This window comes from Amycolatopsis anabasis (assembly GCF_009765355.1).
Lineage (GTDB): Bacteria > Actinomycetota > Actinomycetes > Mycobacteriales > Pseudonocardiaceae > Amycolatopsis > Amycolatopsis anabasis.
Genome location: NZ_VTHK01000009.1, coordinates 129,101 through 143,228 on the forward strand (window position 1 = coordinate 129,101; position 14,128 = coordinate 143,228).

Below are 14,128 nucleotides of genomic sequence, written 5' to 3' on the forward strand. Positions count from 1 at the left end.
CCTACCGGAGGGAGGAGGCGAGTTCGCTGAAACGCCGCAGCAGGGTGTCGCTCCTGCGGCGGGTGGGCCACAGGAGTCGCAGGGCTACCGGTGGGGCGCCGTTCAGCGGCACGTGGGTGACCCGCGCGTGGATGTGCGCCTCGGCGGCCGAGGTGGTCGTGGAGCCGATGCCGCGACCGGCGGCGATGATGGCGAGCCACTCGTCGTAGCTGCCGCATTCGATCACGCGCTCGGGCCGCTGTTCCGGCGGCCACAGGTCGGCGCTCGTCGCCCCGCTCACCGTGTTGACGACCAGCGGGTGGGCGGTCAGCTCGGACCACTCCAGCTCCGCGCGGGCGGCCAGTGGCGATTCGGCCGGGACCGCCGCGACCCGCTCTTCTTCGAACAGCATCGCCTGCGCGATGCCCGAAGCGTGCACCGGGGCGCGCACCAAGGCGACATCGACGTCTCCGGAATGCAGGGCCGCCACGATGTCGTCCCGGCGCAGCAGCGTCGCCGTCGCGCCCGTGGCGGTCTCGAACGCGGACAGCAGGTCGCTGATCCACGGATCGGGCAGCGCCCACTGGAAGCCGATCCGCAGGCCCGCCTGCCCGCTGGCGGCGATCAAGGCCGCGTCGAGGTCGTGCAGCACGACGCGCAGCCGCTCGAGCAGTTCCCGGCCGGTGTCGGTGAGCTCGACGCTGCGGGACGTGCGCTCCAGCAACCGGGCCTGCACCGCCGCTTCCAGCTGCTGGATGGTGCGGGTCAAGGCGGGTTGGGTGATCAGGAGCTCGCCGCTGGCCGCCGTGAACGAGCGCCGCGTCGCGACCGCGACGAACGCCCGCAGGTGCCGCAGCTCCACCTCCACGACATCCACCCTACCCATCCATGCCGGAGACGCATAGATCGCTCTCAACAGGCATTTCTCTCCGCGCACCTGGCTGCCTACCGTCGAAATCAAGGGCAAGGACAGGTAAGGAACACGATGAGTACGACACCCAGGAATCCTCGTGCGTTCGACGAACTCATGGCGATCCGAGGCGGAGGTCAGCTCGCCGGGGACGAGGTGACGATCAGCGGAGCGGATCCGCTGTTCGTATCGCCTTTCCGGATCGGCGCGACCCTCGCCGACGCTCTGGCGGCGCGCGCGGTCGCGGCGAACGACCTGTGGGAACTGCGCACGGGCCGTCGCCAGCGCATCGCCGTCGACGTGCGGGCCGCTGCCGCCACGGCCCTCGGCGGCGAGGACATGACCCTCGTCCGCGACGCGGCGGGCGAGTACCGGCCCGCCCCGCTGTCACCCGCCGTCGAGCACATGGTGTCGCTCACCCAGCCCTGGCAGACCGCGGACGACCGTTGGTTCGTGCCGCACTTCAATCTGCCGCACCTCGAACGTCGCGTGCTGGACGTCCTGGACTGCGCGGCCACTCCCGCGTCGGTGGAAGCCGCGGTCGGCAAGTGGAAAGCGGAAGATCTCGAGGACGCCATCGCCGCCGCCGGCGCATGCGGTGGAATCGTCCGCACCGCGGAACAATGGCTGGCACATCCGCACGGTGCTCATCTCGCCGCGCGTCCCGTCGTCGAAATCACCAAGATCGGCGACAGCGAACCCGAGCCGCTGCCCGGCGGCGCCGAGCCGCTGTCCGGTGTCCGGGTTCTCGACCTCACCCGCATCCTCGCCGGTCCCACCGCCGGCCTGAGCATGGCCGAGCACGGAGCCGACGTGCTCATGGTCACCGCCCCGCACCTGCCCCAGGTGTCCCCGTTCGTGCGCGACACCAGCCACGGCAAGCGCAGCACCTACCTCGACTTCACCAAGCCGGACGAGGCGGCGCGACTGCGCGATCTGGCCCGCGCCGCCGACGTGTTCATCGAGGGATACCGCCCGCACCGCCTGGAAGCACACGGGTTCGGAGCCGGCGAACTCGCGAAGCTCCGCCCCGGGCTGGTGTACGTGAGCGTCAACTGCTTCGGGGCGGGCGGCCCGTTCGGCACCCGCGCCGGTTGGGACCAAGTCGCCCAAGCGGTCACCGGGATCTGCGACGTCCAGGGGAAAGCCATGAACGCTGACCGGCCGAAGCTCACCCCGGTCTACCTCTGCGACTTCCTCACCGGCTTCCTGGCGAGCTTCGGCGCGATGCTCGCGCTCGCCCGGCGCGGCCGCGAAGGCGGAACCTACCGCGTGCAGGTCTCGCTCAGCCAGTCCGCGATGCTCCTGCAGCGCCAAGGACTGATCCGCGACTTCGACGGCGCCCCCGGCCGTCTCCGGCCCGACGAGTTCGAACGCTACGCGGTCACCGACGACAACACCTGCTACGGAGACCTCAAAAGCCTCGGCCCCGTCCTCCGCATGTCCGAAACACCACCCCGATGGTCGCGAACCACCCCTCGCCTGGGCAGCTCCCGTCCGGAATGGATCCCCCGCTGACGGCGGAGGCCGGGCACAGGGGTCCTTTTTGGACAAGACGTGCCCGCGGACGCTGGCGTCCCGCGCGTGCGGGACGCCAGCATTGCCGGGTGCGCTCAGCCGGTCACCAGGGTGAGGCCGTAGGCCCGCAGGATGGGGCCGACGGGCTGGAAGTAGCAGGTGCTGGTGCTGCCGCCGGAGACGACACCCTGCGCCTGCCCGCTGGAGATGAACGAGCCACCGGAGTCACCCGGCTGGCAGCGCGCGTTGGTGGCGGTGAGACCGCTGACCGAGCCCTGCGGGTAGTTCACGGTCTGGTTCTTGCGGCCGATGGTTCCCCGGGTCACCCCGGTGGTCGAACCGGACTTGGTGATGCTGGCGCCGGTCGCGGCCTCCTGCGAGCCGGACACCGGGCCCACGCCGGTCACCGAGCCGACCGGGGTCCACGAACTGGTGGTGCGCACCCAGGCGTAGTCGCTGCCGGGGAACCGCGAGCCGCCCCAGGAGCCGAGCGGCTGGCCGTTCTTGGTCAGCGCACCGCCCCCGGTCAATGCCTGGCAGTGGCCGGCGGTCACGAAGCCGCCCTGCACCGAGAAACCGACCGAACAGCGCGACTGTCCGCCGATGTTGTAGGCCTCTCCGCCCTGGATGTCGGCGTAGAGCTGCGGCACCTCGGCCGATTCCTCGATCCGCACCTCGCCGACGCCCGCCGCGTCCGCGAGCGCCCTCGCCTTGTCCGCGTTACCGGGCAGCACCGTCATGGTGACCGAGTTGTCCCGCACGTCGACGCCCCACGTGGTGACCGACTTCGGCGCGGTGGACGCGACCGCGTTGAGCTTGTCCACCATTCCGTCCAGTTCCGCGGCGCTGTGCCGCACCACCCGGGGCTCCGCGCCCGCCCTGGCCACGTCGGCGGCCTTGGCGGCATCGGTGATGTTGACGATGAGTTTGCCCCCGGCCGGGTCGAGCCAGGCCCCGCCGAAGTCCTCGCCGAGCGTGGAACGCAGGGCTTGTTCGGTGGTGGCCGCGGCGAGTTGGACGTCGGCGGGCTGCGCGGTGGCCGACGCGGCCGGGACGCTCAGCGGCACCGCGACGGCAGCGGTCAGCACGCCGACCGCGGCAAGCAGCAAGGATCTCTTGATGGTCACTCGTAGTCTCCTTTTACGCAGGGCGCACGGCGCGTGGGACGGCGTGCGAAATACGGGCTGCGAAGGCGGAATGACCGGTCAAACCGCTGTCGGGACGGACCTCCCGAGCTTCGAGTCGATCCGGTGAGAGAATAACCAGCAATGGTGTGCTAGCTCAAGATTTGCGATGCTACTACCGACGAAAGTAGCGACGCAAATGGTATTCCGAACACGGTATGGCTATTAATCTTGGCCATTCGAGGCTGTTATGGAATCAGCCGGCCGTGATTCTCCGCGGAACCGCGCGTCATTCCGAGTGGAGTTGGTGATCGGTTTCCCGCCCTCCCGCCGCAACCGCGGTGCGGAACGTCGGTGACTAGTCGCCCAGCACTTCGCCCACCGGGCTCTCCGGGGCGATCTCGACGCCGAGCGCGCGGAGGTTTCCGTCGAGGACCGACCAGATGGACCGGGTGAGGAACTCGGCGAGTTGGGCGGTGGTGAGGGTGCGGTGCTCGTCGGCCAGCCAGCGGTTGACGGTGGCGTCGACGAAGCCGACCAGCCCGGTGGCGGTCGGCTTGGCCAGCCGGGTGTCCTTGCCGTTGGCCGCGAGCGCGGTCGCGAAGATCTCGCCCGCGCGCGCCGCGATCTCCGTTTTGGTGCCCGCGACCACCCGGGACGCGCCCGCGGTGGTATGCGCCGGGGCGACGAGGAACGCGTGCAGGTGGGGGTGCCGTTCGATCCAGTGGAGATAGGTCCCGACGGCCAGTTCGATCGCGGCGATGACCGTGCCGTCCGGTTGCAGCGTGGGCGCCAGTTCGGCCATGAGCGAATCGAGGATGCGCTGGCGGATCTGTTCGTCGAGGTCGGCGCGGTCTTTGAAGTGCCGGTACACGGCGGGGCGGGGGAGCGCGACCCGTTCGGCGATCGCCTTGACCCCGACATCCGGGCCGTCGTGCTCGATCGCGGCGATCGCGGCGTCGAGTATGTCGAGCCGGCGCCGCACCTTGTGGGCGTCCCAGCGGGTCGACCTGCCATCGACGTCCGCGGCCGCGTTCGTGGCATCGAGCATCCTCGCAGCATACGTTCCCGGTTTTTTCCCGTGACACCTTGTCACAGGCATCTAGATGAGACATCCTGTACCGGTAATACTGATCCGTGCCCGGGCGTCGATGTCGAGGAGGCTCCGATGACGCGCGTGACGTTCGACGAGGACTATCGCGAGCTGCTGCGGACCCTGTCCGAGGGTTCGGTGCATCGGCGGTTCGACCCGTTCCTGGACATCGACTGGGACGCGCCCGAGTTGGCGATCGACCCGGACGATCCGCGGTGGGTGCTCTCTCCGGAGATCGACCCGCTGGGAGCGACCCAGTGGTACCGGGACCAGCCGCTGGAGCGGCGGATCGAGATCGGGAAGTGGCGCCAGGCCAACGCGATCAAGGTCGGCGCGGCGTTCGAGAGCATCCTGATCCGCGGCATGATGCAGTACATCTTCAAGCTGCCCAACGGATCGCCGGAGTTCCGCTACTGCCTCCACGAGATGACCGAGGAGTGCAACCACATCCAGATGTTCCAGGAACTGGTCAACCGCATCGGCGTCGACGTTCCCGGAATGCGGCCGCTCTTCCGCAGGATGTCCCCGCTGATCGGGGTGGCCGGTGGCTACGCGCACGTGATCCTGTTCATCGGCATCCTGGGCGGCGAGGAGCCCATCGACCACTACCAGAAGGCGCTCATCCGCGAGGGCGCGAACATCCCGCCCGCGATGCTGCGCACGATGCAGATCCACATCGCCGAGGAGGCACGCCACATCTCCTTCGCCGGGGACTTCCTGCGGGTGCACATCGAGCGGATGGGACCGGTGAGCAAGGCGATCTGCGGGCTCGCGTTCCCGCTGGCGATGCGCTGGCTGGCCGGCGAGATCATGACACCGCCGCGGTCGTTCGCCCGGAAGTTCGGGATCCCGGACGACGTCATGCGGGAGGCCTTCTGGCGCGGTGAGCATTCCCGCCGGATCCTCAGTGGCTACTTCGGCGACATGCGCAAGCTGGCCACCGACCTCGGGCTGATGAACGCGATCACCCGGCGGCTGTGGAACGCCCTGCACATCGGCGGCGCCCCGGCCCGTTTCCGCGGGGAACCGGACCGGGAAGCCCGACGGGTGGCCTGATGCCGCACGTCGTCACCCAGTCCTGCTGCAGCGACGCGTCCTGCGTCTACACCTGCCCGGTCAACTGCATCCATCCCACGCCCGACGAGCCGGACTTCCTCTCCGCGGAAATGCTCTACATCGACCCGGCCGCATGCGTGGACTGCGGCGCGTGCGTGTCGGCCTGCCCGGTGGGCGCGATCAAACCGCACACCAGGCTCGGCGAGAGCGAACAGGACTTCCGGGCGGTCAACGCCGACTTCTACCGCGGCGAGCGGGACCGGCCGCTGCTCGCCCCGGTGGTGCCGCCGCTGCGGGTGCGCGAACGTGCCCGGCCGCCGCGGGTCGCCGTGGTCGGGTCCGGCCCGGCGGCGATGTACACCGCCGACGAGATCCTCACCATCCCCGGCGCGACCGTCTCCATGTTCGAACGGCTGCCCGAGCCACACGGGCTGGCGCGGTACGGCGTGGCGCCCGATCACCGCCGCACCCGGCAGATCAGCGACCAGTTCGACACGATCACCGAACAGGACGGGCTCGCGCTGTTCCTCGGCGTCGAGATCGGCAGCCACGTCACCCACGAGCAGCTTCTCGACCACCACGACGCGGTCGTCTACGCGGTGGGCGCCGCCACCGACCGGCGGCTCGACATCCCGGGGGCCGGCCTGCCCGGTACGGCGTCCGCCACCGAGTTCGTAGCCTGGTACAACGGCCACCCCGATTTCGCCGACCGCACCTTCGTCCTGTCCCATCAGCGCGCCGTCGTGATCGGCAACGGCAACGTCGCCCTCGACGTCGCGCGGATCCTCACCGTCGACCCGGACACGCTCGCCGGCACCGACATCGCCCCCGCCGCGCTGGATGCCTTGCGCGGCAGCCGGATCGAGGAGGTCGTCGTCGCCGGCCGCCGGGGCCCGGCGCAGTCGGCGTTCACCCTTCCCGAACTCCTGGGGCTACGCGACACGCCCGGCGTCGAGCTGTTCGTCCAGCCGGACGAACTGGACCTCGACACCGCGGCCGACGCCAAGCTCGAGGTGCTGCGCGGCCTCCGCCCGCGCGCCTGCCCGTCGCGCCGGATCCACCTGCGGTACCTGCTGTCCCCGGCGCGGATCACCGGACGCGACCACGTCGAGGCCGTCGAATTCGAACGCAACGAACTGATCGCCACGGCCGACGGCGACGTCCGGGTCAAACCCACCGGCGCGCTCGAAGTCCTGGACGCCGGCCTGGTCCTGACCTCGATCGGCTACCGCGGACGCGCCCTGCCCGGCCTCCCGTTCGACCAGGCGACCGGCACCGTGCCCCACCGCGGTGGCCGCGTCATCGACCCGGACACCGGCCACCCCGTCCCCGGGACGTACGTCGCCGGCTGGATCAAGCGCGGACCGACCGGGTTCATCGGCACCAACAAATCCTGCGCGCGCGAAACCGTGACGGCCCTCGTCGACGATCTCAACGCCGGCCGGCTCGCCACTCCGGCCGCCGCGGCCCCCGGCGAACTGCCGAACCTCCTGCCCGGCTTGAAATCCCGCTGACTTCTGGCCCAGCCTCGCGTTAGTGGCCGGGTGGCTGGGCGAGCAGGAGGTCACCGGCGCGCGCAACGACCTCGCTGCGGGTCCGGCCGCCGTGGTCGGCGGCCAGAAAGTTCTTGCCGACCGCCAGGCAGAAGGCGAGCAGGCTGCGCGCCTCGACCTCGTCCGGGTCGGGGCAGAAGGTGCCGATCATCTCGCGCAACAACTTCATGCGCTGGTTGTCCACGCGGCGCAGGCGTTCGGCGACGGCCTTGTCGCGGCGTGCCCAGTCGCGGATCGCCAGGTCGATGGGGAGCAGGCGGTCGGAGTGGGTGAGCTGGCCGGCTCGCCGGATCCTGGTCCGGGCGTCGCCACCTTCGCGCTCGACCTGATCGAGCACTTCGTCGATGCTCTCGCGTTCCCAGGTGTCCAGCATCTCGCGCAGCAATGCGTCGCGGTCGGCGAAGTAGCCGTAGAACCCGCCTTTGGTCACGCCGAGTTTCTTCGCCAAGGCCTCGACGCGCACGGCGTCCACACCGCCGTCGGCGAGCGCCCGCAGCCCTTCCTCGATCCACTTCTCGCGTGGTGTGCGAGGTGCTCCCACCGTGCCTCCTCTCCCTCCCGAGAGCGACGCGTCTCACTCCCAAGTCCTATACGCCACCGTATAGCAAGTGCTAGCCTCCGTTTTGTACGCCACCGTATAAAAGGGGGTCATGCACATGATCAAGTGGGCTGGTTGGCTCATCACGCTGTTCGGAGCCGCGCACACGCTCCTGGCCCTGACGTTGGAGAAGGCCGCGAGTCACGCCGGGGCGTGGTTCAGCGGGGAGCTGTGGGGCGCGGACCTCGCCGCGATGAGCCCGGCGAACAGCGCGTTGTGGCTGAGTGTCGACAGCTTCGGCGTGCCGCTCGTCCTGGTCGGCCTGACCGTGTTGTGGATGAACCGCCGCGGCATCACGCCGCCGCCGTTCATCGCCTGGACGCTGGGAATCTGGACCGTGGTCGGCGCCGTGATCCTCGAACCCACGCCCTGGCCGATCATGCTGCTCGCGACCGTCCTGCTGCTGGTCGGCGCCCGCCGCGGCAACCCGCGCCCCCAGCCGCACACCAAGATCTGATCGATCGTCGGCAATCCGGCGCATGTCCTTCGGCTGGGCTCGTCGCCTAGTTTCGGGCGGTGTTATGAGCTGCCACGTCGACAGGGCACGGGGAAAGGAACCACCATGGCTCGCCTGAAAGGACAGACCGCCGCCGTCACCGGCTCAAGCTCCGGCAACGGGCGTGCCATCGCACTGGCGCTGGCCGCGGAGGGCGCCCACGTCGTCTGTTCCGACATCCGCAAGTCCGCCCGCGAAGGCGGCTACGAGACGAACACCGGCCAGGACACCGACGACGTGATCCGGGCCAACGGCGGGACGGCCGAGTACCTCGACGCCGACGCGAGCAAGGCCGCCGACGTCCAGGCCGTCGTAGATCGCGCGGTCCAGGCGTTCGGGCGGCTCGACGTCATGGTGAACAACGCGGGCATCTTGAACGCCCCGCACAACATCGTCGACGAGACCGAAGAAGAGTTCGACCGCACCATTCTGATCAACGGCAAGAGCGTGTGGCTCGGCTGCAAGTCCGCCCTCGCGCAGATGCGCCGGCAGGACGTCGTCGACGGCACCCGCGGCCGGATCGTCAACATCGCTTCGATCGGCGGCCTGGTCGGGCTGCCACTGGCGCCCGCCTACTGCGCCGCCAAGGGCGCCGTGGTGAACCTGACCCGGCAACTCGCGGTCGACTTCTCCGCCGAGCGCATCAATGTCAACGCCGTGTGCCCCGGATTCCTGCACACCGCGATGCTCCGCCCACTCCTGGAGACCCCGGAACTGAACCTGGCGCTGCGCGGCACAACCCCGTGGCCGGACCTCGGCCACGCCGAGGACGTAGCCAAGGCCGTGGTGTTCCTGGCTTCCGGTGACGCATCGTGGGCCAGCGGCACCATCCTCACCATCGACGGCGGCTACACCGCGTCCTGAACCGAAGTGGACGGCATCCGACCGAGTCGATCGGACCCGAGGTTCAGCGTGTCCTAGAGTCGCGGCCATGCATTCGCGTCCGGTGCCGCAGCCCGCCGATCTTGATGTCGTTCGCGATTCCTACGACCGCGTGGCCGACAACTACGTGGACATGGTGACGACGACGGGCGTCGGCGACATCCGCACCCATCCGTGGCTGCGTGCCGCGATGGACGTGTTCGCCGACGCGGTCGGCGGGCTGGGCCCGGTGCTCGACGTCGGCTGCGGACCGGGCACGGTCACGGCCTATCTGGCCGAACGCGGCGTCGACGTCACGGGGGTGGACCTGTCGCCCCGCATGATCGAGCACGCGCGCCGCCTCCATCCGGAGTGCACGTTCAGCGTCGGGTCGTCGACCGAGCTCGATCTGGCCGAGGCGTCGTGGGGCGGGCTGCTGGGCTGGTGGTCGTTGTTCAACCTGCCCCGGGACGTCCTGCCGCGGGTGCTGGCGTCCTTCGCCCGGGCATTGCTGCCGCAGGGGCAGCTGATCATCGCGACGCACGTCGGCGACGGCGACGTGCTGCGTACCGAGGCCTACGGAGGGGTTCCGGTCCGCTGGACGACCTACCGGTGGCAGCCCGATCAGCTCGCCGCGCTGGTCGAGCAGGCCGGGCTGCGACCGACGGCCGAGCTCCGGCTTCCCGCCGAAGGACAGGTCGGCCCCACGGTAGTTCTCGTCGCACAGCGCGATCGCTGATCTTCAGCGCACATCTCGTTGTCCAATATGGACAAATAGCCCGACACCCCTCCGCTCACCCGGCGCCGGGAGAGGGTGTCCGCCCGGCGCGAGCCGAATGACCGTTTTTGAGGACAAGTTCTGACCTCAACAGCGTCTAGTGTGGGCGACGCTTTGGCGGGCGAAGGGAAACGAAATGAAGATCGCGTTGCTGGGAACCGGGTTCGGGCAGGCGCACGCCGCCGTCTACGCCGACCGCGCCGATGTCGAGGTGGTGATGTTCGGCCGCGACCCGGACAAGACCGCCGCGGTCGCCGGGCGGTTCGGGTTCGCCTCGGCCACCGATCCGGATGCCGCGTTCGAGGACGGGTCCTTCGACCTGGTGGACATCTGCCTGCCCATCGGGCTGCACGCCGAGTACGTGCTGCGCGCGCTTCAGGCGGGCAAGCACGCCCTGGTCGAGCTGCCGCTGGCCGACAACCTGGCCGACGCGCAACGGGTCGTCGAGGCCGCCGAACGCAGCGGCAAACAGGTGTTCGTGGACATGTTCGAACGCTTCATCCCCGCCAACCGCGCATTGTTCGACGCCGTCCGCGACAGCACCTACGGGCGACTGGAGCAACTGACCCTGTGGAACCTGACCGCGCACCTGTGGCCGGGCGCTTCGCTGGGCCTCGCGGTGTTACCGCTGGAGGCCATGCACAGCGATCTGGACATCATCACGCGCACCCTCGGCCTGCCGCGGCGGGCCGAGGTCACCACGGTCGCCCGCGACGACCACAGCGCCTCGATCGAGGCGACCCTGAGCTTCGACGGCGCCTTCGCCCGCGACTCGGTGTCCTCGCTGATGCCGATGTCCTGGGGCGCCCGCGGCGGCTACACCGCCACCTTCACCGGCGGTGTCCTGGATTCCACCTCGACCATGGGCTTCGACGGAAAGCCGACCGGCGCCGTCACCGCCTACACCGCCGACGGCGCCCGCGAACTCGAGCTTCCGCCCGCCGACCAGTACGCCGCGATGATCGACCACGTCCTGGCCGTGCTGCGCGGCGAAACCGGCAACCAGATCACCCCGGCCAGCACGCTGGACGCCCTCGAGCTGACCCTCGACATCGACCGGAAAGCCAGACGCGGCAACCCCGTCTCACCTTGAGGGGATCGATACCTCGCGGGCGGAGTCGAGGAAGGCCAGAGTGGTGGGGGCGGTATCGGTTTTCCGCCATACCAGCGAGGTGGTCACGTCGATCTGGCTGTCGGTGAGCGGGCGGTAGACGACTCCGGGGTGCCCGAGTCGTTGCATACAGGCGGGCAGGGCCGAGAGTCCGAGGCCGGCCGCGACCAGGGCGACGACGGTCTGCTTGGGCCAAGCCTCCCGGGAGATCACCGGTTCCAGGGCGAGCTGGTGGCAGCGCGCGATGAACCGGTCGTGCAGGGGTGGGTTGATTTCCCGGGGAATCATGATCAGCGGTTGCGCGCACAGCTGGGCGAGACTGACTTCTCGTTGCGCGGCCAGGGGATGGCTGTCCGGAATGACGGCCAGGAGTGGTTCGGTGAACAGGGTTTCCTCGGCCAGTTCGGGATGCCGCAGCGGTGGGTGCACGAAGCCGACGTCCAGCTTCGCCTCGGCGAGGTCGCGGAGCTGGGTGGCGATCCGTGATTCGGTGACGCTGATCTCGACCTCGGGAAAGCGGGTGCAGAAGTGGCGGATGACCGGGGGCACGACGCTGTAGAGGGCGGACTCGATCACGCCGATGGCGAGCTTGCCGAGATCGCCGCGGGCCGCGCGCCGGGCCCGCTCGGTGGCCCGGCTGACCCGGCGCAAGGTTTCGCGCGCCTCGTCGAGGAACACCGCGCCGGCGGCGGTGAGCGCGACGTTGCGTTTGGTGCGCTCCAGCAACTGGACGCCGAGTTCGGCCTCGAGGCGCTGGATCTGCATGCTCAGCGGCGGCTGGGAGATCCGCAGTCTCCGGGCGGCCCGGCCGAAATGCAGTTCCTCGGCCACCGCGATGAAGTACTCCATGCGACGCAGATCGACCACGAGTGATACCCAACCCCTATTAGTTGTCTTTGAAAAATATATTGGACGCGTGGTTCGGGCTCGTCAAGGCTGGAAATGCGAGTAGCCGAGCTTTGAGGAGACACTGTGTCCGACACGCGTTTTTCCCGCCGACGCGCGATTGCCACGGCCGGTCTGGCCGGAGCGACCGCGCTGGGCGTTCCCAGCAACCCCGCCGCGGCAGGGAACGCCGCCCCGACCACCGACCGGGACGTGGCGGTCACCCCACCCGCGGGCGCCTATGCCCGCAATGTCGAAGTGGTCGGCTACTGCGATCTGGACGAGCGGCCCGGATTCAAAATGGCGATCCGCGAGAAAGCCGGGCGCTGGTACGTCTACATGGGACATTTCTGGTCACCGGGCTGGAGCGTGGTCGACGTGACCGATCCCCGGCGGGCCAGGGTGTTGCGCTACTGGCCCACCCCGGGGCCGCAGGGCAACACCATGGGGCTGCAAGCCACCCTGGCCGGGGACACCCTGATCACCGCGATGGAGAAGTGGTTCCCCGAAGGCGCACCGGGAACCGACCCGGCCGCGCCGTTCAACGAGGGCGTGCTCATCTACGACATCGCCGAGCCGGCGAATCCCCGGCTGCTCAGTCATTTCCGGACCGGCGGCAACGGAACCCACCGCAACATCTACACCGGCGGACGGTATGCGCACCTGTCCGCCGCGATGCCCGGATTCCACGGCAACATCTACGTGATCCTGGACATCTCCGATCGCGCCCGTCCCCGCGAAGCCGGGCGATGGTGGGTGCCGGGCCAGGAAACCACGGCACCGCAGGACCCGCCCGCGCACACCCACGGATTCTGCTGCGGCGCGGGAGCGCATGTGCACCTGCACGGCCCGCCCTATCCGACCGACGACGGCCTGGTGTACCTGCCCTACGGCGGCGCCGGGCTGATCGTGCTGGACATCTCCGACGTGTCCCGCCCGCGCCAGATCGGCCACCTGCCGTTCAGCCCGCCGTTCCACTCCCAGTTCGGAGTGCACGGGTTCCTGCCCCTGCCCGGCCAGGGCATCGGATACGCCAATTCCGAAGACATCTCCTACGGCACCGGCCCGGCCCACCACGCATCCATTGTGGACATCAGCGACCCGGCGAAACCGTTCCTGCTGTCGCTGCTGCCCGAACCGGTGCCGCCCCGGGACGCGCCCTACGACGACTTCACCACCCGCGGCGGCTGGTGCGGGCCGCACAACTTCAACCACCACCAGTACCACCCCGACGTACAGCCGCAGGGCGACCTGTTCTACCTCGCGCACTTCAACGCCGGCCTGCGGATCTACGACGTGTCCAACCGGCGCCTTCCCCAGGAGATCGGCTACTTCGTCCCACCCGAACCCCGCAAGCGATACGGCTACCTGCCCGAACGCGAACTCGTCCTGCAGACCGAGGACGTCGTCGTGGACCGGCGCGGATTCATCTACATCACCGACAAGAACCAAGGCATGTGGATCCTGCGCTACGTCGGACCCCAGCCGAGAACCCGCTAGGTTTCGGACGCCGGGGCGAAGAGCTGATCGAGGTGGTAACGCAGCACCGCCATCGCGTCGTCGGCGGTGCGCTGCCCGATCAGCACGGTCGTGCCCAAGCCGTGGCTCAGCGCCAGCAGCCGCGCCGCCTCGACCGGGACGTCCACCGCCGCGGGCAGTTGCCCGGCATCGCGTGCCCGGGACAGGGCTTCGGCGAGTTGCCGTTCCAGGTCGTCGGCACCGGCGACGAACGGTTCGTGCGCGAGTTCGGGGTCGGTCATCGCCAGTACGGCGTAGGAGGTTCCGACGAGCTGGAACACCCGGCTCCGCTCATCGCTGGGCAGGGCTTCGGTGAGAAAAGCTTCGACGAACGCCCGCGGCGGGGGCGGATCCGGCAGCGCGGCCAGGCGCGCCGCCCACCGCTCGCGGCTTTGCCGCTCGAGGTGCCGCAGGGCGCCGAGCATCAGCTGGGCCTTGGTCTCGAAGTAGTACTGCACCAGCCGCAGCGAGACGCCGGACTCGGCGGCCACCGCCCGCATGGTGACCGCGTGCAGCCCGTCCCGGCCCGCGACCCGCACCAGAGCCTCGGCGATCTGGGCGCGGCGCGCGGTGTGATCGGCGGTCCTCGGCACCTGTCACTTCCTCCTCTGTCAGCGCACCTCCCGATTATGGTACATGTGTATATGG

At 69.5% G+C, this 14,128-nt stretch carries 14 protein-coding genes; 8 read left to right on the forward strand and 6 right to left on the reverse strand.

Annotated elements, in window-relative coordinates; translation table 11 throughout:
- Position 1: 1 nt before the first annotated feature.
- Complete coding sequence (locus FXO23_RS14400; protein WP_158884944.1) at positions 2-856, reverse strand: LysR family transcriptional regulator; 855 nt, start codon at positions 854-856, stop codon at positions 2-4.
- A 108-nt stretch (positions 857-964) separates the two neighbouring features.
- Between FXO23_RS14400 and FXO23_RS14405 the strand changes: the two genes are divergently transcribed.
- A complete protein-coding gene (locus FXO23_RS14405) occupies positions 965-2,407 on the forward strand; it encodes a CoA transferase (RefSeq protein ID WP_246257231.1) in 1,443 nt (480 codons plus the stop codon).
- 95 nt (positions 2,408-2,502) lie between these two features.
- Here FXO23_RS14405 and FXO23_RS14410 read toward each other — a convergent pair whose 3' ends face one another.
- Both FXO23_RS14410 and FXO23_RS14415 read right to left on the reverse strand, forming a co-directional pair.
- Complete coding sequence (locus FXO23_RS14410) at positions 2,503-3,534, reverse strand: S1 family peptidase (RefSeq protein ID WP_246257233.1); 1,032 nt, start codon at positions 3,532-3,534, stop codon at positions 2,503-2,505.
- Between the two features lie 355 nt (positions 3,535-3,889).
- Positions 3,890-4,582: a TetR/AcrR family transcriptional regulator gene (locus FXO23_RS14415; protein ID WP_158884946.1), complete on the reverse strand. Its 693-nt coding sequence runs from the start codon at positions 4,580-4,582 to the stop codon at positions 3,890-3,892.
- Between the two features lie 117 nt (positions 4,583-4,699).
- Here FXO23_RS14415 and FXO23_RS14420 point away from each other — a divergent pair, with 117 nt between their 5' ends.
- Positions 4,700-5,680, forward strand: coding sequence for an AurF N-oxygenase family protein (locus FXO23_RS14420; RefSeq protein ID WP_158884948.1), 981 nt, complete (start codon positions 4,700-4,702; stop codon positions 5,678-5,680).
- Positions 5,680-7,194, forward strand: a complete 1,515-nt coding sequence (locus tag FXO23_RS14425; RefSeq protein ID WP_158884950.1) for an FAD-dependent oxidoreductase — start codon at positions 5,680-5,682, stop codon at positions 7,192-7,194. Before FXO23_RS14420 ends, FXO23_RS14425 begins: the two co-directional genes overlap by 1 nt.
- Positions 7,195-7,213: 19 nt before the next feature.
- On the opposite strand, the gene FXO23_RS14430 is transcribed toward FXO23_RS14425, so the two are convergent.
- Positions 7,214-7,774, reverse strand: coding sequence for a TetR/AcrR family transcriptional regulator (locus FXO23_RS14430; RefSeq protein ID WP_158884952.1), 561 nt, complete (start codon positions 7,772-7,774; stop codon positions 7,214-7,216).
- 109 nt (positions 7,775-7,883) lie between these two features.
- On the opposite strand from FXO23_RS14430, the gene FXO23_RS14435 reads away from it, so the two are divergent.
- From FXO23_RS14435 to FXO23_RS14450, 4 genes are all read left to right on the forward strand, one after another.
- On the forward strand, positions 7,884-8,288 hold the full coding sequence (locus tag FXO23_RS14435) for a DUF6463 family protein (RefSeq protein ID WP_246257234.1): 405 nt from the start codon (positions 7,884-7,886) through the stop codon (positions 8,286-8,288).
- Between the two features lie 105 nt (positions 8,289-8,393).
- Positions 8,394-9,191 (forward strand): SDR family NAD(P)-dependent oxidoreductase, encoded by a 798-nt coding sequence (locus FXO23_RS14440; RefSeq protein ID WP_158884954.1) that lies wholly within the window; start codon positions 8,394-8,396, stop codon positions 9,189-9,191.
- Between the two features lie 67 nt (positions 9,192-9,258).
- Positions 9,259-9,927 (forward strand): class I SAM-dependent methyltransferase, encoded by a 669-nt coding sequence (locus FXO23_RS14445; protein ID WP_179956766.1) that lies wholly within the window; start codon positions 9,259-9,261, stop codon positions 9,925-9,927.
- A 175-nt stretch (positions 9,928-10,102) separates the two neighbouring features.
- Positions 10,103-11,059 (forward strand): Gfo/Idh/MocA family protein, encoded by a 957-nt coding sequence (locus FXO23_RS14450; protein WP_158884956.1) that lies wholly within the window; start codon positions 10,103-10,105, stop codon positions 11,057-11,059.
- Here FXO23_RS14450 and FXO23_RS14455 read toward each other — a convergent pair.
- Complete coding sequence (locus tag FXO23_RS14455; RefSeq protein WP_158884958.1) at positions 11,051-11,944, reverse strand: LysR family transcriptional regulator; 894 nt, start codon at positions 11,942-11,944, stop codon at positions 11,051-11,053. The two genes, FXO23_RS14450 and FXO23_RS14455, sit on opposite strands and share 9 nt — an antisense overlap.
- Before the next feature lie 105 nt (positions 11,945-12,049).
- Here FXO23_RS14455 and FXO23_RS14460 point away from each other — a divergent pair, with 105 nt between their 5' ends.
- Positions 12,050-13,462, forward strand: coding sequence for an LVIVD repeat-containing protein (locus FXO23_RS14460; RefSeq protein ID WP_158884960.1), 1,413 nt, complete (start codon positions 12,050-12,052; stop codon positions 13,460-13,462).
- On the opposite strand, the gene FXO23_RS14465 is transcribed toward FXO23_RS14460, so the two are convergent.
- Positions 13,459-14,073 carry a TetR/AcrR family transcriptional regulator gene (locus FXO23_RS14465; protein ID WP_158884962.1) on the reverse strand — a complete coding sequence of 205 codons (615 nt, stop codon included), beginning with the start codon at positions 14,071-14,073 and terminating at the stop codon, positions 13,459-13,461. The genes FXO23_RS14460 and FXO23_RS14465 overlap by 4 nt on opposite strands.
- Positions 14,074-14,128: the final 55 nt, after the last annotated feature.